The organism is Arthrobacter sp. V1I7 (assembly GCF_030817015.1).
Classification (GTDB): Bacteria; Actinomycetota; Actinomycetes; order Actinomycetales; family Micrococcaceae; genus Arthrobacter.
The window spans coordinates 3,851,132-3,873,637 of sequence record NZ_JAUSYS010000001.1 but is presented as its reverse complement, the minus strand read 5'-3'; the positions used below and the strand labels follow the sequence as shown (position 1 = coordinate 3,873,637).

Annotated in this window: 11 protein-coding genes, 1 tRNA gene and 3 rRNA genes; 11 read left to right on the top strand and 4 right to left on the bottom strand. The window is 63.8% G+C overall.

Annotated features, from left to right (window positions below):
• The 7 genes from treS (at position 1) to QFZ69_RS17735 (ending at position 13,676) form a co-directional block, all read left to right on the top strand.
• Positions 1 to 1,797 (top strand): maltose alpha-D-glucosyltransferase, encoded by a 1,797-nt coding sequence (treS, locus tag QFZ69_RS17765; protein ID WP_306913232.1) that lies wholly within the window; start codon positions 1 to 3, stop codon positions 1,795 to 1,797.
• Between the two features lies 1 nt (position 1,798).
• Positions 1,799 to 5,539, top strand: a complete 3,741-nt coding sequence (locus QFZ69_RS17760; RefSeq protein WP_306913229.1) for a 1,4-alpha-glucan branching enzyme — start codon at positions 1,799 to 1,801, stop codon at positions 5,537 to 5,539.
• A gap of 459 nt (positions 5,540 to 5,998) precedes the next feature.
• Positions 5,999 to 7,524, top strand: a 16S ribosomal RNA gene (locus tag QFZ69_RS17755).
• A gap of 526 nt (positions 7,525 to 8,050) precedes the next feature.
• Positions 8,051 to 11,198: ribosomal RNA gene (locus tag QFZ69_RS17750) — 23S ribosomal RNA — on the top strand.
• 226 nt (positions 11,199 to 11,424) lie between these two features.
• Positions 11,425 to 11,541 (top strand): 5S ribosomal RNA (gene rrf, locus QFZ69_RS17745).
• Together the 16S, 23S and 5S rRNA genes form the textbook arrangement of a ribosomal RNA operon.
• A 165-nt stretch (positions 11,542 to 11,706) precedes the next feature.
• Positions 11,707 to 12,207, top strand: a complete 501-nt coding sequence (locus QFZ69_RS17740) for an SRPBCC domain-containing protein (RefSeq protein WP_373461723.1) — start codon at positions 11,707 to 11,709, stop codon at positions 12,205 to 12,207.
• A gap of 101 nt (positions 12,208 to 12,308) precedes the next feature.
• Positions 12,309 to 13,676 carry an FAD-binding oxidoreductase gene (locus tag QFZ69_RS17735; protein ID WP_306913225.1) on the top strand — a complete coding sequence of 456 codons (1,368 nt, stop codon included), beginning with the start codon at positions 12,309 to 12,311 and terminating at the stop codon, positions 13,674 to 13,676.
• A gap of 29 nt (positions 13,677 to 13,705) precedes the next feature.
• On the opposite strand, the gene QFZ69_RS17730 is transcribed toward QFZ69_RS17735, so the two are convergent.
• The 4 genes from QFZ69_RS17730 to QFZ69_RS17715 all read right to left on the bottom strand — a co-directional run bounded on the left by QFZ69_RS17730 (position 13,706) and on the right by QFZ69_RS17715 (position 19,001).
• Positions 13,706 to 15,124 (bottom strand): DUF4032 domain-containing protein, encoded by a 1,419-nt coding sequence (locus QFZ69_RS17730; RefSeq protein WP_306913223.1) that lies wholly within the window; start codon positions 15,122 to 15,124, stop codon positions 13,706 to 13,708.
• 233 nt (positions 15,125 to 15,357) lie between these two features.
• Positions 15,358 to 16,440 (bottom strand): ABC transporter ATP-binding protein, encoded by a 1,083-nt coding sequence (locus tag QFZ69_RS17725; RefSeq protein WP_306913221.1) that lies wholly within the window; start codon positions 16,438 to 16,440, stop codon positions 15,358 to 15,360.
• Positions 16,441 to 16,678: 238 nt separating this feature from the next.
• Positions 16,679 to 17,479 (bottom strand): trehalose-phosphatase, encoded by an 801-nt coding sequence (gene otsB / locus QFZ69_RS17720; RefSeq protein ID WP_306913220.1) that lies wholly within the window; start codon positions 17,477 to 17,479, stop codon positions 16,679 to 16,681.
• Positions 17,469 to 19,001: a trehalose-6-phosphate synthase gene (locus tag QFZ69_RS17715; protein ID WP_373461722.1), complete on the bottom strand. Its 1,533-nt coding sequence runs from the start codon at positions 18,999 to 19,001 to the stop codon at positions 17,469 to 17,471. Before QFZ69_RS17715 ends, otsB begins: the two co-directional genes overlap by 11 nt.
• A gap of 181 nt (positions 19,002 to 19,182) precedes the next feature.
• On the opposite strand from QFZ69_RS17715, the gene QFZ69_RS17710 reads away from it, so the two are divergent.
• From QFZ69_RS17710 to QFZ69_RS17695, 4 genes are all read left to right on the top strand, one after another.
• Positions 19,183 to 20,073, top strand: coding sequence for a DsbA family protein (locus QFZ69_RS17710; protein ID WP_306913218.1), 891 nt, complete (start codon positions 19,183 to 19,185; stop codon positions 20,071 to 20,073).
• Positions 20,074 to 20,327: 254 nt separating this feature from the next.
• Positions 20,328 to 20,404 (top strand) — tRNA-Thr (locus tag QFZ69_RS17705).
• 270 nt (positions 20,405 to 20,674) lie between these two features.
• The gene (locus QFZ69_RS17700; protein ID WP_306913217.1) at positions 20,675 to 21,079 is read left to right on the top strand and encodes a hypothetical protein; all 405 of its coding nucleotides are present in this window, start codon (positions 20,675 to 20,677) and stop codon (positions 21,077 to 21,079) included.
• On the top strand, positions 21,076 to 22,362 hold the full coding sequence (locus QFZ69_RS17695) for a M14 family metallopeptidase (protein WP_306913215.1): 1,287 nt from the start codon (positions 21,076 to 21,078) through the stop codon (positions 22,360 to 22,362). The genes QFZ69_RS17700 and QFZ69_RS17695 overlap by 4 nt, the downstream gene beginning before the upstream one ends.
• Positions 22,363 to 22,506: the final 144 nt, after the last annotated feature.

The following is a 22,506-nucleotide window of genomic DNA, read 5'->3' as shown; positions in this document are numbered from 1 at the left end:
GTGAGTTTCGGCCCGACCAACCCCAACCAGCACTTCAGCCCGAAGGCGACTTTCGAACTGAACGCGCCGGGCCTCCAACACGACCCGTTCTGGTACCGCAAGGCGGTGTTCTACGAGGTGCTGGTCCGCGGCTTCGCAGACGGCAACGGTGACGGCTCCGGCGACTTCCACGGCCTGATCGAGAAACTGGACTACCTGCAATGGCTGGGCGTCGACTGCCTCTGGCTGCCGCCGTTCTTCCAGTCCCCGCTTCGCGACGGCGGCTATGACATCTCGGATTACAACTCCGTGCTGGACGAGTTCGGCACCATCAGCGACTTCAAACGCCTTGTAGCTGAAGCCCACGCCCGCGGCGTCCGTGTCATCATCGACCTGCCCCTGAACCACACCTCGGACCAGCACCCGTGGTTCCAGGAGTCGCGCAAGGACCCGGACGGGCCCTTCGGCGACTTCTACGTCTGGAGTGACACCGACGAAAAGTACGAAGACGCCCGCATCATCTTCGTCGACACCGAGGAGTCCAACTGGACTTTCGACCCGATCCGCCGCCAGTTCTTCTGGCACCGCTTCTTCGGACACCAGCCGGACCTTAACTTCGAGAACCCGAAGGTCATCGACGCGCTGTTCGACGTCGTCCGGTTCTGGCTGGACCAGGGCATTGACGGCTTCCGGGCTGACGCCATCCCGTACCTCTTTGAAGAGGAGGGCACCAACTGCGAAAACCTGCCGCAGACCCACGAGTTCCTCCGCAAGCTGCGCAAGATGGTCGACGAAAGCTACCCGGGCCGCGTCATCATCGCCGAAGCCAACCAGCCTCCCGCAGAGGTCGTCGAGTACTTCGGCACCGAAGAGGAACCGGAATGCCACATGGCCTTCCACTTCCCGATCATGCCGCGGCTCTACTACGCCCTGCGGGACCAGAAGGCTGCGCCCATCATCGAGACGATGAAGGACACTCCGAACATTCCCGAGGGGGCCCAGTGGGGGACGTTCCTGCGCAACCATGACGAGCTGACCCTGGAAATGGTCACCGCCGACGAACGTGCCGCCATGCTCGGCTGGTATGCGCCGGACCCGCGCATGCGCGCCAACATCGGCATCAGGCGCCGGCTCGCCCCGCTGTTGGATAACTCCCGCTCCGAAATCGAACTGATCAATGCCCTGCTGCTGTCCCTGCCCGGCAGCCCGTTCCTGTATTACGGGGACGAGATCGGCATGGGGGACAACATCTGGCTCGAGGACCGCGACGCCGTCCGCACGCCGATGCAATGGAACCCGGACCGCAACGCCGGGTTCTCCCATGCGGATCCGGGCAAGCTCTACCTGCCGGTGATCCAGTCGCTGGTCTACAACTACAGCATGGCCAATGTCGAGGCCGAGGCCTCCCATTCGGGTTCGCTGCTGCGCTGGACCCGGCAGATCCTCAGTGTCCGCAAGAGCCACCCGGCCTTCGGTCTGGGCGGGTTCGAGCACGTCGAAGCCGATCACGACGTCGTTCTCGCCTACTTGCGGGAGCTCCCGGCGGGTAATTCGGCCGGCGAGGACGCCGAAACGGTCCTGTGCGCCTTCAACCTCTCCCAGCACCCCGTCGCGACCACGCTGCGGGTGCCGAGGTTCTCCGGGCGGGGCCTTCGGGACGTGTTCGGCGGACAGGCCTTCCCCGGCATCGGCGCGGACGGAACGCTGACCCTGACCTTGGGCAGCCACGATTTCTTCTGGTTGCGGATCCGCTCGGCTGCCTCCAATCCGGCCTCTCCCTTCACCCAGGCGATGCCCATCCTGTCCATCGAAGGCTGATATGTCCCGACCTACCCTGCCCCTCGCCCTGAGCGGACTGCTCGGCGGCTGGCTTCCGGGCCAGCGCTGGTTTCCTGTCAAGACGGCGGAGTTCAGCTTCGAGCCGGTAGGCGCGCTGGGTCTGGCCCCAGGACGCGCCGACGCCGAGTTTGAGGTCTGGCTGCTCGCGGTGACCTACCCGACGGCGGACGGTAACCGGACCGACGTCGTGCAGGTGCCGCTCAGCTTCCGCCATGCCCCGCTGCCTGGTGCGGAGTCCGCGCTGGTGGGGGAGACAGACCGGGCCGGTGCCGCGCACGGCGACGCATCAGGAGAGCCGGCTTGGGCTTCGGCTGAGGCCGATGCTTCGAGTGCCGCGGCCGGGCAGCGCTGGATTTACGACGGCGTCCACGACCCCGGGTTTGTCGAGGCGTGGCTGGAACTTATGCGCAGCAGCGGCACAAGCCCGGTCGGTAACGCCGCCGGGCATCTCGTGGCATCCGGCTTCCGCCTGCCCTTAGCCACCGGCGCCGTAAAAGTCCTCTCCGGCGAGCAATCGAACAGTTCGGTGATTGTGCACGACGGCGAATCGGCCGCGATCCTGAAGTTCTTCCGCGTCCTCTCCGAGGGCCAGAACCCCGAAGTTGAAATCGGGGCGGCCCTCACCGCCGGTCGCACGGCGGAGGTCCCGGCCACCCTCGGCTGGGTCACCGGCGAATGGGACACCCCTACGGGCGACCCGCAGGGCGGGACCCGGACCGCCCGGGGCGAGCTTGCCGTGGCCCACGAGTTCCTCTCCGGCGGGCTTGATGCCTGGCGGCTGGCCGTCGATGCGGCGAGCCAGGGACGGGACTTCACCGCCGAGGCGCACGCGCTCGGCGCAGCTACGGCCACCGTGCACCGCCGCCTGGCCGAGTTCCTCGGGGTGGCCTCCGAGGCCGTTCCGGGCGGTGTCATTGCGCCCGGCGTGGCCCAGCGCGTCCGCCAGTCCTGGGCGCAGGCGGCCAGCATAGTCGGCGGCCAGGACGCCGCCCTCGATGAGCTCCTTGCCGAACTTGTTGGCTGCAGCGCCGGCCCCCTGCAGCGAATCCATGGGGACCTGCACCTCGGACAGATCCTCCAGGTTCCCGGCGCCGCCGGCGCCGCGCCTCGCTGGGCCATCCTCGACTTCGAGGGAGAGCCGCTGCGGCCCATCTCGGAACGCAACTTCCCTGACGTGCCGCTGCGCGACGTCGTCGGGATGCTGCGGTCCTTTGATTACGCCGCCGGTGCGGCCGTCCGGGAGTCTTCCGGCGCCGTCGTTCCGGAGTCCTGGGTGGACGACTGCGCCGAGGCCTTCCTGGCCGGCTACGCGGAGGTCGTCCCCGGCAGCATCGACCGCGATTCGCCCCTTTTCGTGGCCCTCTGGCTCGACAAAGCGCTCTATGAAGTCATCTACGAACTGAGGAACCGACCGGACTGGCTCTCCATTCCGGTCAATGCATCACGCCGTCTACTCGGCACGAAAGGCTCCGGCGTTCCCGCCGTAGCCGCAGCGGAAGGTATCAAAATGACAGGACCAGCACGGATCGATCGGCCCGGAGCTCCGCTCCCTGTGGACGCGGACACCCTCGCGAGGGTCGCCGCCGGCGAGCATCACGCGCCGCATTCAGTCCTGGGCGCGCACCTGGACGACCACGGCCACGTCACCATCCGCACGGTGAGGCACCTTGCCGAGACCGTCGCCGTGGTGACGGCGGCCGGTATCGTGCCCATGGAACACGAGTCCGACGGCGTGTGGGTCGCGGTGCTGGAAGCGCCGGAGCGCGGGCATGTACCCGACTACCGGCTGGAAATCACGTACGAGCGCCAGTCCCCGCAGCTTACCGACGACCCGTACCGCTACCTGCCCACGATCGGGGAGGTGGACCTCCACCTCATCGGCGAAGGCCGGCACGAGCGGCTCTGGGACGTCCTCGGCGCGCACGTCCAGCACTACAAATCCTCCCTCGGCGACGTCGATGGGGTCTCCTTCGCCGTGTGGGCCCCGAACGCCCAGGCCGTGCGCGTCAAGGGCGACTTCAACGGCTGGGACGGCCGCGAGCACTCCATGCGCTCACTCGGCTCCTCCGGAGTCTGGGAACTCTTCTTGCCCGGCGTTTTGGCAGGGGCGTGCTACAAGTTCGAAATCAGGACCCGGCACGGCTACTGGGTGGAGAAAGCGGACCCGCTGGCGTTCGGCACCGAGGTGCCGCCGTTGACGGCGTCCCGCGTCGTGGAACCGTCCTACGTCTTCAAGGACGCCGAGTGGATGGAGGCCCGGTCGGCCCGGGATCCGCACAACTCGCCGATGAGCGTTTACGAAGTCCACCTCGGCTCCTGGCGGGTCGGCCTCGGCTACCGCGAGCTTGCCAAGGAACTCGTCGACTACGTCAAGGAGCTCGGCTTCACGCACGTGGAATTCATGCCCGTGGCCGAGCACCCCTTCGGCGGATCCTGGGGCTACCAGGTGACGTCCTATTTCGCCCCGACGTCCCGCTTCGGGCACCCGGACGAGTTCCGGCACCTCGTGGACGAACTGCACCAGGCCGGTATCGGCGTACTGCTGGACTGGGTGCCGGCGCACTTCCCCAAGGACGAATGGGCACTCGCCCGGTTCGACGGCGAGGCCCTGTACGAGCACGCCGACCCCAACCTGGGTGAACACCCGGACTGGGGAACGCTCATCTTCGACTTCGGCCGCACCGAAGTCCGCAACTTCCTAGTCGCGAACGCGCTCTACTGGCTCGACGAATTCCATATTGACGGTCTGCGCGTGGACGCCGTCGCTTCCATGCTCTACCTCGACTATTCCCGCGAGGAAGGCCAGTGGCAGCCGAACCGTTTCGGCGGACGCGAGAACCTCGAGGCGATCTCCTTCCTCCAGGAGGTCAACGCCACCGTCTACAAGACGCACCCCGGCGTCGTCATGATTGCCGAGGAATCCACGGCCTTCCCGGGTGTCACGGCGCCCACCAGCCAGGGCGGTCTGGGCTTCGGGATGAAGTGGAACATGGGTTGGATGCACGACTCGCTCAAGTACATGGCCGAGGACCCGTACAACCGCAGGTGGCACCACGGCACCATCACCTTCTCCATGGTGTACGCGTACACGGAAAACTTCCTGCTGCCGATCAGCCACGACGAAGTCGTGCACGGCAAGGGGTCCATGCTCCGCAAGATGCCGGGGGACCGCTGGCAGCAGCTGGCGAACCTGCGCGCCTTCCTGGCCTTCCAGTGGGCGCACCCGGGCAAGCAGCTGATCTTCATGGGCACCGAGTTCGGTCAGGAAGCGGAATGGTCCGAACAGCACGGCCTTGATTGGTATCTCGCGGACATTCCGGCACACCGCGGCGTGCAGCTCCTGACCAAGGACCTGAATGAGCTCTACAGTTCCACTCCGGCCCTGTACGAGCTGGACAACGATCCGGCCGGCTTCCAGTGGATCCATGGCGGTGACTCGGACCGCAACGTGCTGACCTTCATCCGCCGCGACGCGGCGGGCAACCCGCTTGTCTGTGCGCTGAACTTTTCGGGCGGCCCGCACACGGACTTCCTACTCGGAGTCCCTGTTTCTGGGCAGTGGCAGGAAGTGCTCAACACCGACGCTGCCGCGTACGGCGGTTCCGGTGTTCTGAACAGCGGTCAGCTGACAGCCTCCGACGACGGCGTGGACGGCCAGCCGGCCACGCTTACCGTCACGCTGCCGCCCCTGGGGGCCGCGTACTTCAAACCGCTGGCCTAGTCTTAGCCAACGCCGAAAGCCCGGAATCCTTGAGATTCCGGGCTTTTTGGGCGTCGGCAGGGGGACGGTTGAGGGCCGCTTTGCCTCCCGGTCAAAGTGGTGGTAGAGTTTATTTCCGCGCTGCTCCCCGGAGTTGATCGGCCAAGAAGACCCAGATGCCTATGGCAACACTGAGTCGGAACCGCCGATTTGACTAGGGTGAAGCGGCCGGGTAAGTTTGAAAAGTTGCTCCGGAGCGATCCACGGCTGAGATGTTGTGGTGGTGCCGGGTGTGTCTGTTGTTTGAGAACTCAATAGTGTGCCAAGTTTGTTGATACCAATTTATTTATATGGATTGGTTGTTTTGCCGGGCCCGCCACCCCGTGGTGTGGTCTGGTTTTTACAGCTGGTTTCAAATTTTGTGCAGCCGGTTTCTCCCGTTTTCCCGGGGGTGTTGGTTGTGTCTGTTTTTGTTTTACTTCAACGGAGAGTTTGATCCTGGCTCAGGATGAACGCTGGCGGCGTGCTTAACACATGCAAGTCGAACGATGACCCGGTGCTTGCACCGGTGATTAGTGGCGAACGGGTGAGTAACACGTGAGTAACCTGCCCTTAACTCTGGGATAAGCCTGGGAAACTGGGTCTAATACCGGATATGACTCCTCATCGCATGGTGGGGGGTGGAAAGCTTTATTGTGGTTTTGGATGGACTCGCGGCCTATCAGCTTGTTGGTGAGGTAATGGCTCACCAAGGCGACGACGGGTAGCCGGCCTGAGAGGGTGACCGGCCACACTGGGACTGAGACACGGCCCAGACTCCTACGGGAGGCAGCAGTGGGGAATATTGCACAATGGGCGCAAGCCTGATGCAGCGACGCCGCGTGAGGGATGACGGCCTTCGGGTTGTAAACCTCTTTCAGTAGGGAAGAAGCGAAAGTGACGGTACCTGCAGAAGAAGCGCCGGCTAACTACGTGCCAGCAGCCGCGGTAATACGTAGGGCGCAAGCGTTATCCGGAATTATTGGGCGTAAAGAGCTCGTAGGCGGTTTGTCGCGTCTGCCGTGAAAGTCCGGGGCTCAACTCCGGATCTGCGGTGGGTACGGGCAGACTAGAGTGATGTAGGGGAGACTGGAATTCCTGGTGTAGCGGTGAAATGCGCAGATATCAGGAGGAACACCGATGGCGAAGGCAGGTCTCTGGGCATTAACTGACGCTGAGGAGCGAAAGCATGGGGAGCGAACAGGATTAGATACCCTGGTAGTCCATGCCGTAAACGTTGGGCACTAGGTGTGGGGGACATTCCACGTTTTCCGTACCGTAGCTAACGCATTAAGTGCCCCGCCTGGGGAGTACGGCCGCAAGGCTAAAACTCAAAGGAATTGACGGGGGCCCGCACAAGCGGCGGAGCATGCGGATTAATTCGATGCAACGCGAAGAACCTTACCAAGGCTTGACATGAACCGGAAACGCCTGGAAACAGGTGCCCCGCTTGCGGTCGGTTTACAGGTGGTGCATGGTTGTCGTCAGCTCGTGTCGTGAGATGTTGGGTTAAGTCCCGCAACGAGCGCAACCCTCGTTCTATGTTGCCAGCGCGTGATGGCGGGGACTCATAGGAGACTGCCGGGGTCAACTCGGAGGAAGGTGGGGACGACGTCAAATCATCATGCCCCTTATGTCTTGGGCTTCACGCATGCTACAATGGCCGGTACAAAGGGTTGCGATACTGTGAGGTGGAGCTAATCCCAAAAAGCCGGTCTCAGTTCGGATTGGGGTCTGCAACTCGACCCCATGAAGTCGGAGTCGCTAGTAATCGCAGATCAGCAACGCTGCGGTGAATACGTTCCCGGGCCTTGTACACACCGCCCGTCAAGTCACGAAAGTTGGTAACACCCGAAGCCGGTGGCCTAACCCCTTGTGGGAGGGAGCTGTCGAAGGTGGGACTGGCGATTGGGACTAAGTCGTAACAAGGTAGCCGTACCGGAAGGTGCGGCTGGATCACCTCCTTTCTAAGGAGCACCTACAATCACCTTGCCTCATGTATGTGAGTGTGGAGGGTTTGTCAGGAGTACGCCCGTTGCGCAGACGTTTGTTCTGCGGCGGGTGCTCACGGGTGGAATATCAACGAATAGCGGCCGTCATCGTCTCTTCCTGACCCAGTACGGACCGGCTCTTCGGAGCAGGTCCTGGAACGGTCCCGGGAGGAGAGGGAGACGGTTTAGTGTTTGGCACACTGTTGGGTCCTGAGACAACAGGACCGGGAGGTGACTCCCGGGGCTTGTGTGTTTCTGGTTTCCTGGCTGCACCGGGCATGCACGTGGGGCTCTTCCGTTTGGGAGGGTTGGTGTGTGGGGGTGTGGTACGGGGTTGTTGTTTGAGAACTACATAGTGGACGCGAGCATCTTTTATAAGAAGCAATTTCCAAGAATATGAACCTGGATCTGTGCCGTTGCCGGTGGTTGTGCCTTCGGGTGTGGCTGGTGGTGCGGTGTGGTTTTCATGGTTCTCTCGAAAATTAGTTTTTTGATCTTTTGTGGTCAAGTTTTTAAGAGCACACGGTGGATGCCTTGGCATTAGGAGCCGAAGAAGGACGTAGGAATCTGCGATAAGCCTGGGGGAGTCGATAACCGGACTGTGATCCCAGGGTGTCCGAATGGGGAAACCCCGCCAGGGGCGCGAGCTGCCTGGTGACCCGCATCTGAACACATAGGGTGCGTGGAGGGAACGCGGGGAAGTGAAACATCTCAGTACCCGCAGGAAGAGAAAACAATAGTGATTCCGTCAGTAGTGGCGAGCGAACGCGGATCAGGCTAAACCGTTCCATGTGTGATAGCCGGCGGGCGTTGCATGGTCGGGGTTGTGGGACTTCCCGCTTCAGTTCTGCCGGACTGAGAAGGTGAGTAGTACAGGCATAGGTGAACGGTCTTGAAAGGCCGGCCAGAGAGGGTGTGAGCCCCGTAACCGAAATGTTGTGTACCGCCTGGTGAAGTATCCCAAGTAGCACGGGGCCCGAGAAATCCCGTGTGAATCTGTCAGGACCACCTGATAAGCCTAAATACTCCCTAATGACCGATAGCGGACCAGTACCGTGAGGGAAAGGTGAAAAGTACCCCGGGAGGGGAGTGAAACAGTACCTGAAACCGTGTGCTTACAATCCGTCGGAGCCTCCGCAGCTTGCTGTGTTGGGGTGACGGCGTGCCTTTTGAAGAATGAGCCTGCGAGTTAGTGTTACGTCGCGAGGTTAACCCGTGTGGGGAAGCCGTAGCGAAAGCGAGTCTGAATAGGGCGTTGCAGTGGCGTGATCTAGACCCGAAGCGAAGTGATCTACCCATGGCCAGGTTGAAGCGACGGTAAGACGTCGTGGAGGACCGAACCCACTTCAGTTGAAAATGGAGGGGATGAGCTGTGGGTAGGGGTGAAAGGCCAATCAAACTTCGTGATAGCTGGTTCTCCCCGAAATGCATTTAGGTGCAGCGTTGCGTGTTTCTTACCGGAGGTAGAGCTACTGGATGGCTAATGGGCCCTACAAGGTTACTGACGTCAGCCAAACTCCGAATGCCGGTAAGTGAGAGCGCAGCAGTGAGACTGTGGGGGATAAGCTTCATAGTCGAGAGGGAAACAGCCCAGACCACCAACTAAGGCCCCTAAGCGTGTGCTAAGTGGGAAAGGATGTGGAGTTGCGAAGACAACCAGGAGGTTGGCTTAGAAGCAGCCATCCTTAAAAGAGTGCGTAATAGCTCACTGGTCAAGTGATTCCGCGCCGACAATGTAGCGGGGCTCAAGTACACCGCCGAAGTTGTGGATTTCAGATGATAGCCAAGCCGCCCCCGTTGTGGGGTTGGTTCAGGCGTCTGGAGTGGTAGGGGAGCGTCGTGTGGGCAGTGAAGTCGCGGTGTAAACCAGCGGTGGAGCCTACACGAGTGAGAATGCAGGCATGAGTAGCGAAAGACGGGTGAGAAACCCGTCCGCCGAATGATCAAGGGTTCCAGGGTCAAGCTAATCTGCCCTGGGTAAGTCGGGACCTAAGGCGAGGCCGACAGGCGTAGTCGATGGACAACGGGTTGATATTCCCGTACCGGCGAAAAACCGCCCATGCTGAACGGGGGATACTAACCGCCCGAAACCTGCCCGACCGCCCTTGTGGTGGAAGGGTTTTGGTGGAGCGCGGGACCTGATCCCGGGAGGCAAGCGTATTAACAGGTGTGACGCAGGAAGGTAGCCGAGCCGGGCGATGGTTGTCCCGGTCTAAGGATGTAGGGCGAACGGTAGGCAAATCCGCCGTTCATGATGCCTGAGACCCGATGGGACCCCCGTATGGGGGGATTCGGTGATCCTATGCTGCCGAGAAAAGCATCGACGCGAGGTTTTAGCCGCCCGTACCCCAAACCGACACAGGTGATCAGGTAGAGAATACTAAGGCGATCGAGAGAATTATGGTTAAGGAACTCGGCAAAATGCCCCCGTAACTTCGGGAGAAGGGGGGCCCCCATCGTGATGGACACTTGCTGTCCGGAGCGTGCAGGGGCCGCAGAGACCAGGGGGAAGCGACTGTTTACTAAAAACACAGGTCCGTGCGAAGTCGCAAGACGATGTATACGGACTGACTCCTGCCCGGTGCTGGAAGGTTAAGAGGACCGGTTAGCCGCAAGGCGAAGCTGAGAATTCAAGCCCCAGTAAACGGCGGTGGTAACTATAACCATCCTAAGGTAGCGAAATTCCTTGTCGGGTAAGTTCCGACCTGCACGAATGGAGTAACGACTTCCCCGCTGTCTCAACCATAAACTCGGCGAAATTGCAGTACGAGTAAAGATGCTCGTTACGCGCAGCAGGACGGAAAGACCCCGAGACCTTTACTATAGTTTGGTATTGGTGTTCGGAGTGGCTTGTGTAGGATAGGTGGGAGACGTTGAAGCCCGGACGCCAGTTCGGGTGGAGTCATCGTTGAAATACCACTCTGGTCACTTTGGACATCTAACTTCGGCCCGTAATCCGGGTCAGGGACAGTGCCTGATGGGTAGTTTAACTGGGGCGGTTGCCTCCTAAAAAGTAACGGAGGCGCCCAAAGGTTCCCTCAGCCTGGTTGGCAATCAGGTGTCGAGTGTAAGTGCACAAGGGAGCTTGACTGTGAGAGAGACATCTCGAGCAGGGACGAAAGTCGGGACTAGTGATCCGGCGGTACATTGTGGAATGGCCGTCGCTCAACGGATAAAAGGTACCTCGGGGATAACAGGCTGATCTTGCCCAAGAGTCCATATCGACGGCATGGTTTGGCACCTCGATGTCGGCTCGTCGCATCCTGGGGCTGGAGTAGGTCCCAAGGGTTGGGCTGTTCGCCCATTAAAGCGGTACGCGAGCTGGGTTTAGAACGTCGTGAGACAGTTCGGTCCCTATCCGCTGCGCGCGCAGGAAATTTGAGAAGGGCTGTCCTTAGTACGAGAGGACCGGGACGGACGAACCTCTGGTGTGTCAGTTGTACTGCCAAGTGCACCGCTGATTAGCTACGTTCGGATGGGATAACCGCTGAAAGCATCTAAGCGGGAAGCTCGCTTCGAGATGAGATTTCCATACACCTTGTGTGTGAGAGGCCCCCAGCCAGACCACTGGGTTGATAGGCCGGATGTGGAAGCGAGGACTAACGACTCGTGAAGCTGACCGGTACTAATAGGCCGATAACTTACACCACACACCCTCTCCGTGAACGGATTCAAAAGACGTTCACACCATGAAGAGGGTACAAAGAAACAAGACTGCTTGCGTCCACTATGTGGTTCCCAACCAACAAACCCGTTGCTTGAGAACCTCCAACTGAATAACAACACCACAACTGCCCCCAACAAGGGCAGAGCACATGTTGTAACACCAAAGTTTTCCCACCCCCGGGCACAGCCAGGCGGGGCGGGAGCAAGGGTTACGGCGGTCATAGCGTGGGGGAAACGCCCGGTCCCATCCCGAACCCGGAAGCTAAGACCCACAGCGCCGATGGTACTGCACCCGGGAGGGTGTGGGAGAGTAGGTCACCGCCGGACACTCATTAGAAACGGTCGAGAGCCTCCAACCACCAGGTTGGAGGCTCTCCCGCATTTAACCGGCTTATCGCAGATGAGGGCGTAGAGGCGGCCGCCTCGGGCGCCGACGGGTGGGAGACCACCGAAAGGTAAGGGCGGGGCGTGCCGCGGGTAGAGTAAATGCCCATGGATAACCTCTTCAGCCACGCTTCTACCGACCCGTCCGATAGCCCGGAACCGGAGCCAGGCGCTGGCTTGGAGCCCCTTGTTTATACCGTTGTCGTGCCAGGCGCCGTTGCTAGGGCGTTCGTGGGCTTTACGGAGCACACACACCTCTGGTGGCCGCTCGAAGACCATGGCGTCTTCGGGGCAGGTTCCTATGTAGAGTTCGAGGAGAACCTCATTCTGGAGACCGCGGACGACGGCAGGACGGCGATCTGGGGGTCGATCGACGACTGGCAGCCGCCGCTGTCCTTCCATGCGAGCTGGCATCCGGGCAGCTCGGCAGTATGGTCCACAGAGCTCCGGGTGGCGTTACGCGCCGTCGAGGGCGGCACCGAACTCCGCCTGGTGCATAGCGGCTGGGAAGGCGCCGAGGACCCGGCAGCCACGCGGGCGGAATACACGGCAGGCTGGCCCGTCGTGCTGCAGCGGTTCGTGCGGTTCATGGGCGGAGCCGATGACTGACGGCCCGCCAGCCCAGCTCCGCCGGATGAACTACGCCCCAAGCCAGGGAGTCCGCCTTCGCGCCTTAGACTGAAGGCCGAATTAGAAGAACTGGAGACCGCATGAGCATCATTGACGAGCTCACCTCAGCCCTGGGCCCGGCCAAGGTCGTGCTGGACGCGACGGCGCTGGCTGCGTACGCCGTGGATCAGGCCCCGGTGCTGGACTTCCAGCTGCCCCAGGCGGTGGTTTTCGCCGAATCCGTGGAGGATGTCCAGGTGACCGTCCGCGCTTGTGCAGCCCGCGGAGTGCCCGTGGTCGCCCGCGGAGCAGGCACGGGTGTGTCGGGCGGCGCCCACGCCAGCCAGGGCTGCGTAGTGCTGAGCCTGGAGCGGATGAACCGCATCCTGGACCTCAACCCGGACGACGAGACGGCCGTCGTCGAACCCGGCGTCATCAACGCGGACCTCAACGCCGCCGCCGCCGCGCACGGGCTGATGTTCGCCCCGGACCCGGCAAGTTTCAGGATGTCCACCATTGGCGGGAACGTGGCCACGAACGCGGGCGGACTGCGCTGTGCGAAGTACGGGGTGACGCGCGACTCCGTCCTGGCGCTCGACGTCGTGCTCGCTGACGGCTCGCTTATCCGCACCGGCCACCAGACCTTCAAGGGCGTCGCCGGCTACGACCTGACCGGGCTGTTCGTGGGCTCCGAGGGGACCCTGGGGATCGTCGTTGGCGTCACCGTCCGGCTCAAGTACCTCCCGCGCGAGGTGCACACGATCGCGGCCTTCTACCCGGACTTCCGCAGCGCCGCCGCGGGCGTCCTGGCCGTCGGCCAGGCGCGCGTGCAGCCGGCCATCATGGAGCTGCTCGACGGCGGCTCGCTCGCCCAGCTCGACGACATCCACGGCTCGGACCTGGCGGTGCGCGGCGCAGCCCTGCTCCTCATCCAGACTGACGGCTTTGGCGCCGCGGCCGAGGCGGCGGCGATCCGGCCCCTGCTGGTGGCGGGCGGGGCCGAGGTGACCTTGGAGGCCAATGCCGAGGCCGAGCGGCTCGTCGAGCTGCGCCGCAACAGCCGAGGCGTCGAGGTCGACGACGAGTACCGGGTGGGCGAGGACGTGGCCGTGCCCCGATCCAGGCTCGTGGACTACGTCGCCGAGCTGGAGGCCATGGCGGTGGCGTACGGGGTCCGGCTGAAGGTCGTGGCGCACGCCGGCGACGGGAACCTGCACCCCACCTTCTGGGTGGACCGGGTGGACAACGCCGTCGACGCCGACGCGATGGAACGCCTCGGCGCGGCCCTGGACAAGTCCATCACCGTGGCCCTGGCGATGGGTGGCACCATCACGGGGGAGCACGGAATCGGCCAGTACAAGCTGCGCTGGCTCGGCCTCGAACAGAAGGAGCCGGTGCGTGAGCTGCAGCGCCGGATCAAGGAACTGTTCGACCCGGCCGGCATCCTGAACCCCGGCAAGGCAATTTAACCCGGCCGCGCCAGGACCCGAACGCGGTCCTAGTCGTCGGAGTCGGGGTATTCCTCGATGGATTCGTCGGCCCCGTAGCGGGATTCCTCGTTTTCGACCTCCAGGATTTTCAGGAGTTCGGTGTCCGGGTTGAGCATGATGGCGGCCTCGTCGCGGCGGTGGCGCAGTTCAGAGTCGATGTAGGACTGCACCGCTTCGGCCAGCGGAATGTGCCGGTTCTCCTTCTCGGACATGTACCAGCGGTGCTCGAGGATCTCGTGCACGGCCTCCGCCGGTTCGAGCTTGCCGGACAGGTCGCGGGGGATGGAACGGACAATCGGTTCGAAGATCTGGCTGACCCAGAGGTGGGCGCTGTATTCCTCGTCCATGTCCGGGTTGTTGTCCGCCCGGAAGGAGTCCATGTCATTCAGGAGCCGGCGGGCCTGGTTTTCCTGCGCGTCCAGTCCGGTCAGGCGCAGCAGCCGGCGCTGGTGGTGCCCGGCGTCCACCACCTTGGGCTGGAGCTGGATGGTGGAGCCGTTCTGCGTGGTCTTGATCGCATATTCGCCGACGTCGAACCCGAGTTCGTTGAGCCGCCGGATGCGGGCGGCTACCCGCCAGCGCTCACCGATCTCGAAGGATTCCTTCTCGGTCAGTTCCGTCCAGAGCCGGCGGTAGCTGTCCATGATGAGCTCGCTGGTGGCCACGGGGTCCACCTTTTCCTCGATCAGCCCGCCGTCGAGCAGATCCATCAGTTCACCGGCGATGTTGACGCGCGCGATTTCGAGATCGTATTCCCGCTGCCCGGTGGACAGGTCCGGGTACAGCTCGCCGGTTTCCGCATCCACCAGGTACGCGGCGAACGCGCCGGCGTCGCGGCGGAACAGGGTGTTGGAGAGCGAGACATCGCCCCAGTAGAACCCGATCAGGTGCAGCCGGACCAGCAGGAGCGCCTGCGCATCAATGAGGCGGGTGAGGGTGTCCTTGCGCAGCATCTGGGAGAAGAGGGCGCGGTACGGCATGGAGAACTTCAGGTGCCGCGTGATGAGGACAGGATTGAGGGGGCGGCCGTCCGGGGTGGTGCGTCCGGTGATGACGGCCACCGGCTCCACGCAGGGGACGTCCAGCCGGGCCAGCTTGCGCAGCATGTGGTACTCGTGGCGTGCAACGTGCTCGGAGGTTTCCTTGATGGCGATGACGGAACCGCCGAGGTGGGCGAACCGCACGATGTGCCGGGAGATGCCGCGGGGGAGGGCGGCGAGGTTTTCCGCGGGCCAGTCCTCGAGCGCGATGTGCCAGGGCAGGTCAAGCAGTTCCGGCTCGGCGGCGGCCGCGGTGATGCTCAGCGAACTGGAGGCCACCGCGCGCTTGGCGTCATTGGCGCTGGCGGCTTCAAATCGGGGCAGCTTCCCGAGCTGACCGTAGTCGGTGGGTTCGTCGTGCCACTGGGCGTTGCTTTCCTCGGTCATGTGCCAATTCTTCCGTACTCGGGGCGACGGCCCTAACAATCGGGCCAGGCTGCCGTAAAACTTCCAGGGCGAAGGTACTGCGGGTACCGGCGTGGCCGGAACGGTCCGGCAGTTAACGGCCGACGGCGGCCCTCCGGTTGGGGAGGACCGCCGTCAGTCGTGCAGTGCTACTTGGGCCCACGCCGGCCAGGGTTCCCTGGCCGAAGCGGAGCGAGGTTAGGGAGCGGTGGGGCCTAGTCGCCCAGGCGCAGGCCGGTCTTGGTGTCGAACAGGTGTACGTGGCCTGACTGCGGGCGGACCCAGATGGACTCACCCTTCATCGGAGGGCGGCGGCCGTCGACGCGGGCCACGATGTCGTGGCTCTGGCCGTCCAGTGTGGTGTGGCCATAGACGTAGGCGTCGGCGCCGAGTTCTTCGACGACGTCGACCTCAACCTGAAGGCCTTCGCCCGCCGGTGCGTTCTCCAGGTCTTCCGGGCGGGAGCCGACGGTCACGGTCCGGCCGTGGGCTTCCTCGAGGACATCGCGGGGAACCGGGTAGACGGTGCCGCCGAACTGGACACCGCCGTCGACGACGGGAAGTTCCAGCAGGTTCATGGCGGGGGAGCCGATGAAGCCGGCCACGAAGACGTTCTTCGGCTTGTCGTAAAGGTTGCGCGGGGTGTCGACCTGCATCAGCAGGCCGTCCTTCAGCACGGCGACGCGGTCACCCATCGTCATGGCCTCGACCTGGTCGTGGGTCACATAGACCGTGGTGACGCCCAGGCGGCGGGTCAGGGAGGCGATCTGCGTACGGGTCTGCACGCGCAGCTTGGCGTCAAGGTTGGACAGCGGCTCATCCATGAGGAAGACCTGCGGGTTACGGACGATCGCGCGGCCCATGGCAACACGCTGGCGCTGACCACCGGAGAGTGCCTTCGGCTTGCGGTCCAGGTAGGGCTCGAGGTCCAGGAGTTTGGCAGCTTCACGGACACGCTCGGCGCGCTCTTCCTTGCTGACGCCGGCGATCTTCAGCGCGAAGCCCATGTTGTCCGCAACTGTCATGTGCGGGTACAGGGCGTAGTTCTGGAAGACCATGGCGATGTCGCGGTCCTTGGGAGGAACGTCCGTGACGTCGCGGTCGCCAATCAGGATTCGGCCGGCGTTGACGTCCTCAAGGCCTGCGAGCATGCGCAGGGAGGTCGATTTTCCGCAGCCGGAGGGTCCAACGAGGACCAGGAATTCGCCATCGGCGATTTCAATGTTGAGCTTGTCAACAGCGGGCTTGTCAGTGCCCGGGTACAGGCGTGTTGCGTTGTCAAAAGTAACTGTAGCCACAGTTATCAATCCCTTCACCGGCAGGTACGTGCCGGACGATCCGTAGTGAATGGCCTTTTTATGCAGTTGTTAATTCAATTATCGTTGTCCAGTCGTGCGCATACTCCCCGGCCGAAGCCGAGGAGTATCCAGTGACGCCGCACGGTACTGTGCGCCACATCACAACCAGAGTATGTCAGATTTTTAGCAATAGGGCCAAAAAGTCGCGAATGTCACACGTGATCCGTCTTACATGACGTCAGGAGCCCACGGCATGCCTGCGTTCCCGGAGGAGGGCTTCCAGCAGTTCGGCGACATGCACCGGCGCCTCGACGCGGAACTCGGCCTGGGTGAAATCCAGGCCGATCTTCACGCCCACATCCCCCGGGAGCAGCCTGCCCAAGGCGTCCTCGTCAGTGACGTCATCGCCGGCGAAGAGCACGGCGGAGGCCCCGGTCGCCTGCCGCAGGAAGTCCACGCCCTCTCCCTTGGAGGCACGGACCACGGCGGTTTCCAGTACACGGTTGCCGTTCTTCAGGAAGACGCCTGGCCGGTCCTGCAGCACGGCGCGGGCCGCCGCCACGGCGTCTTCGGCGACGTCGTCGGCGGCAAGCCTCGTGTGCAGCACGACGCCGGCGGGCTTATCCTCCAGCATGGTGCCCGGGGCCTCTTCGACGATCTCCTCCAGCACCCGGCGCGCGCCGGCGAGCAACTCACGCTGCGCGTCGTCGAGGACGAGCGGGGAGGAACCCGGGCCCATCCACACTTCCGCACCGTGGCTGCCGATCAGCAGGGTCTGCTCCGGAGGAAAGGCGACAGCCCGCAGGCTCTCCAGCGCGCGTCCCGAGATGAGCGCCGTCGTCGTCCGTGGCAGCCCGGTCAACGCGGCGAAGGCCGCCGCCGAACGCGGGAGCGAACGGGCATCCGCGGGGTGGTCCACGAGGGGTGCCATGGTGCCGTCGAAATCCATCGCGACCAGCAGGTCGTCCGTAGCTGCCACCCGGCGGATGGCGGCCAGCAGTTCGGGGGAGAGGGACAGCGGCGCGGTCTCAGGAGTCATCGCGGATTACCTTCTCTTCGAGGGCGCTGAGGAAGTCGGAAGACCAGCGGTCGACGTCGTGGTCCAGGATCTGTTTGCGCATCGAGCGCATCCGGCGCCCCGCCTCGCCCGGTTGCATCTTGACGGCCCTCATGATGGTGTCCTTGAGCCCGTCGATGTCGTGCGGGTTCATCAGCAGCGCCTGCTTGAGCTGGTCCGCGGCGCCGGCGAACTCGCTCAGCACGAGCGCGCCGTCATTGTTCGTGCGGGCCGTGACGTATTCCTTGGCCACGAGGTTCATGCCGTCCCGGAGGGCAGTGACCAGCATGACGTCCGCTGCAAGGTACAGCGCCACCATTTCCTCGATCGGGTAGCTGTGGTGCAGGTAGCGCACGGCGGTGTGCTGCAGGGTGTCGTAGGTGCCGTTGATATGGCCGACGGTGCCCTCGACCTCCTCGCGCAGCAGCCGGTACTGCTCCACGCGTTCCCGGCTGGGGCTCGCCACCTGGATGAGCGCGGCGTCCTCTACGCTGACCTTGCCGTCCGCCAGCAGCTCCTCGTACGCCTTGAGCCGGTGCTGGATGCCCTTGGTGTAGTCGAGCCGGTCGACGCCGAGCAGGATCGTCTTGGGATTGCCCAGATCGCGGCGGATCTGGTGGGCGCGCTCGATGATTTCAGGATTAACCGCCAGTTCGCTGATTTGCTGGACGTCGATCGAGATGGGGAACGCCTGGGCGCGGGCAATATGGGTGGTCTCGCCGTCGGATCCGCGGACATGGATCTGTTGCTGTTTGACGCTGGCGCCGAGGAAGCGGCGGGCGGAGCGCATGAAGTTTCCGGCGTCGCTGCTTCGCTGGAATCCGACCAGGTCGGCCCCCAGCAGCCCGTCGATGATGGCCCGGCGCCACGGCAGCTGGGCGAAAATTTCCGGCGGAGGGAAGGGAATGTGATTAAAGAAGCCGATCTTCAGGTCCGGTCGCGCCTCGCGGAGCATCCTGGGGACGAGTTGGAGCTGGTAATCCTGGACCCAGACTGTGGCGCCGGGGCTCGAGTGCTGGATGACGGCGTCGGCGAACCTTCGGTTGACCCGCCGGTAGGCATCCCACCAAGTCCGGTGGAACTCCGGCGGTGCGATCACGTCGTGATACAGCGGCCAGAGGGTGGCATTCGAAAAGCCCTCATAGAAGAGCTCGATGTCCTCCGTGCTGAGCTGGACCGGGACCAGGTCGATGCCGCCGTGGCTGAAAGGCTTCACGGTTTCATCGGGGGCGCCGTGCCAGCCCACCCAGGCGCCGTCCGTCTTCGTCATCATGGGTGCCAGGGCGGTGACGAGGCCGCCGGGGGAGCGGCGCCAACCGTCCTCGCAGCCGGGCTCGTCCGGGGAGCAGCGGTCCACCGGCAGGCGGTTGGAGACCACCATGAAGTCGTACAGTGAGACCGCCCCGGCGGTGGCTTCGGATGCCGTGCCCTGGATTGTTCCTTCCGCTTCGGAGGTCTGTTCCTCGCCGTGGTCGGCGCGGTCGGCGCGGTCGGTCGCTTGCATTGCTGCCCCCTGGGGTCGCTCGTGGCTCTCAGCCCACCCTAGCCGGACGGAATCTTCCGGGCCATTTGTCCGTTGGGAGGCGTGAAGGGAAACTTGAAAGCGCAAGCTCTCGGGTTTCTCCCCTAAAATGATGAAGTTGCCACCCAGTGGAGCATTTCAGGCCGATCGACACGAGGAATTAATGAGCCCCGCAAACGACCCCCGTCAGTCCAAGGCAGAGCGCACTGCCGCGGCCCGCGAGAAAGCCCGTGAAATCCGCGAGGCGCAGCTGAAGAAGGAAAAGCGCAACAAGCTGCTCATCGGCTGGGGCATTGTTGCGGCCGTCGTGGCCATCATCGTTGTCGTGGCGCTGGTGGTTACCTCAAACATTCAGAGCAACGCCCCGATCGCCGATGAGGGGCCGACGCCGGCCAACGGCAACGTCCACGGTGGCGTCACGCTGCTGGCCAATTCCGAGGTGGCCAAGCTGGCCCCGGCGACCGTCAAGCTCGCTGACCTTCCGGCAGCGCCGGCCACGCCGCCGGCTGAGGTCACCGCGCCGGGCGCCGAGCCGGAGGCCGACAAGCCGGTCAAGGTCGTCCTCTACGTCGACTTCATCTGCCCCGTGTGCAAGGACTTCGAAGCGCGGTACAACGAAACCCTGACCGGCCTGCGCAACGAAGGAAAAATTTCGGTGGAGTACCGGCCGCTCGGCTTCCTGGACACCCGGTCCACCACCAACTACTCCTCCCGGGCGGCCAACGCTGCCGCCTGCGTGGTGAACGAGTCCCCGGAGAAGTACGCGGACTTCGTCAACGCGCTCTTCGACCGGCAGCCTGCCGAAGGCGGGGCCGGCCTTTCCGATGCGGACCTGAAGAGGATGGCCACCGACATCGGTGCGAAGAACATCGACCAGTGCGTGGATGACAAGACCTACCGCCCGTACGTGAAGTACTCCACCCAGCAAGCCTCGGCCATCGGCGTCACGGGTACGCCCACCGTCTTCGTCGAAGGCAAGCAGTGGGGCAAGGGCGAGAGCGCCCAGATTCCGTTTGAACAGTTCCTGACAGCCGCAATCGACGCCAAGCAGTAACAGCACCACCGCAAGGCAACAGCAGCCGGCCCGGTCGCGGATTCGTCCGGAACCGGGCCGGCTGTTTTTTGTGCCGGCCTGCGGTTCGTCGGGCGGTCCGGCGCGCGTCCGTGTGGCGGCCTGGCGGCTGTTCGTGTGGCGGCCCGGCGCGCGTCCCGGCCGGGTTTTTACCACCGGGGGTCAGTGGGCTAACCTTATCTAGCGCCCTGGCGCCAGCCCCTTCCCGGGCATGGTCCCGCTTGGCGCGAAGGAATGCCTCCTTAGCTCAGTTGGCCAGAGCACCGCTCTTGTAAAGCGGGGGTCGTCGGTTCGAATCCGACAGGGGGCCCCACAAACCCCTCCATTCCGTCGATTTTGCCCGAATGGAGGGGTTTTTTCATGGGCGGAAACTGGTTAGCCGCCCGCACGAAGGGGCAATGCGGATATGCTGCGGCGTCCAGCCAATAGACCACGATCGCGTCCGAGGTGCCGTAGGCCGCGAAGAGCGCCGTGGCTCAGCCTCGCCGTCGGACCGTGGTAGGCCCGCAGTCTGTCGCCGGTTCGAAGACTGCCGTACCCTATGCGTGGGGGCCGAACCAACCCAGTGGACCGAGGCCAAGCCATGACGGACCGGACAGCCGAGGACAGCGGACCGGAGCGCGAAGACGACCAGTTCGCCGTCCGCCTCAAGGGCACCCCGGAGCAGGTCGACCAACTGCTCCGCCGGGGCGAATTCGACGTTGGCGACCACCCGCACATCAGCGACAACCGCGACGGGACAGGATGGCTGGACTTGTTCCTCACCTCCCGGCAGATCGGATCCCTGCGCGCCGAGGGGTACGAGATCCAGGTCGGCGCCAATCTGTCGGAGCAGGCGCGCGTGCGCCTCGCCGAGGTAGGTGCCGGCGACCGGTTCGACGGCGGCCGCGCCGCGCCGCAGGGCCTGGGCCGCAAGGTCCACGGGGACACCGGCGGCGGCAAGCCCGGCGGCCCGGCCGACGGCCCGGCCGGAAAGGCACGGCAATGACCTTCCTCAACGTCACCGAGATCGAGTCGGCGCTGATCGGCTTGAATAACGCCTACCCGCGCCTGACACAGCTGCTCCCGCTGCCGAATACCACCCACGAGGGACGCCGCAGCCACGCGTTGCTGATCCGCGGCAACCGAAAATTCCACTGCCGTCCGGCGTTCGTGTTCGTCAGCGGCGTCCACGCCCGTGAGTGGGGCGGCCCGGACATCCTGGTCAACCTCGCCGCCGACCTCCTCGAGGCGTACACCACCCACGCGGGCCTCGCGTACGGCGCGAAGACGTTTTCCGCCGCGGAAGTCAAGGGGATCGTGAACCGGACCGACGTCGTCGTTTTCCCCGACATCAACCCGGACGGCCGGGCCTACAGCATGGGCGGGACCCCCGGGCCCGGTCAGGCGATGTGGCGGAAGAACCGCAACCCGGCCAGCGGCGGGGGCTCAACCGGAGACGCTGGCGTCGACGTCAACCGCAACTACGACTTCCTCTGGGACTTCAAGACCAAGTTCTCCCCCGCGGCGAATCCCGTGACGCTGGCATCGGCCGATCCGGGATCGGGTATCTTCCACGGGACCGGCCCCTTCTCCGAGCCGGAAACACGTAACGTCCAATGGCTCGTGGACCGGTTCCCGAGGGCCCGCTACTTCGTGGACGTACACTCCTACAGCGGAGTCGTCCTCCACCCTTGGGGCGACGACGAGAACCAGCCCGCAGACCCGTCCAAGTCGTTCATGAACACCGCCTGGGACGGGAAGCGCGGCGTCTCCGGAGACGCCTACGGTGAATACCTCCCGGCGGCCCGGCTGGCGGAGGTCAAGGCCGCCGCCGCCGTGGTCGGCGACGGGATCAACGCCGTCCGCAATCAGGGGTACGTGAGCAAACAGGGTTTCTGGCTCTGGGGCACCACCTACCCGACCTCCGGCGCCAGCGGGGACTGGGCCTTCACGCGCGAGTTCCTCAACCCCCGGAAGGGCAAGCTCGGCGGCTTCTGCATCGAGTTCAACAAGAACCAGACCTTCTTCCCGAGCTGGGCCGAGATGGAGGACATGATTCTCGACGTCGATTCCGGCCTGGTAAACCTGTGCGAGTACGCGACCCCCAGCTGGGTCCAGGTCATCTGGTGCTGGAAACTCTCCTGGTGGTACCGCATCGCGGACCGGTTCCTGACCTTCTGGCGCCGGCTCTTCCCGCCGGAGATCTGGGGACCGTACGGGCCGTGGACGCGCATCGTCCGTCGGCTCGAGCGGGTCCTTGAGCGGTTCTCGGCGCGGCGCGGGGGCTAGTGCCTGCCTGAAATTCGCTTCGTAGCTATGGAACGGAGTACGGCACGTTGGGCGGGCGACGGCGTCAAGCTCTTCCGCGCCTCCCTTGTCCGTCGAGAAACGGCGCGCCTCCCTTGTCCGTCGAGAAACGGAACGTCCCGGTCG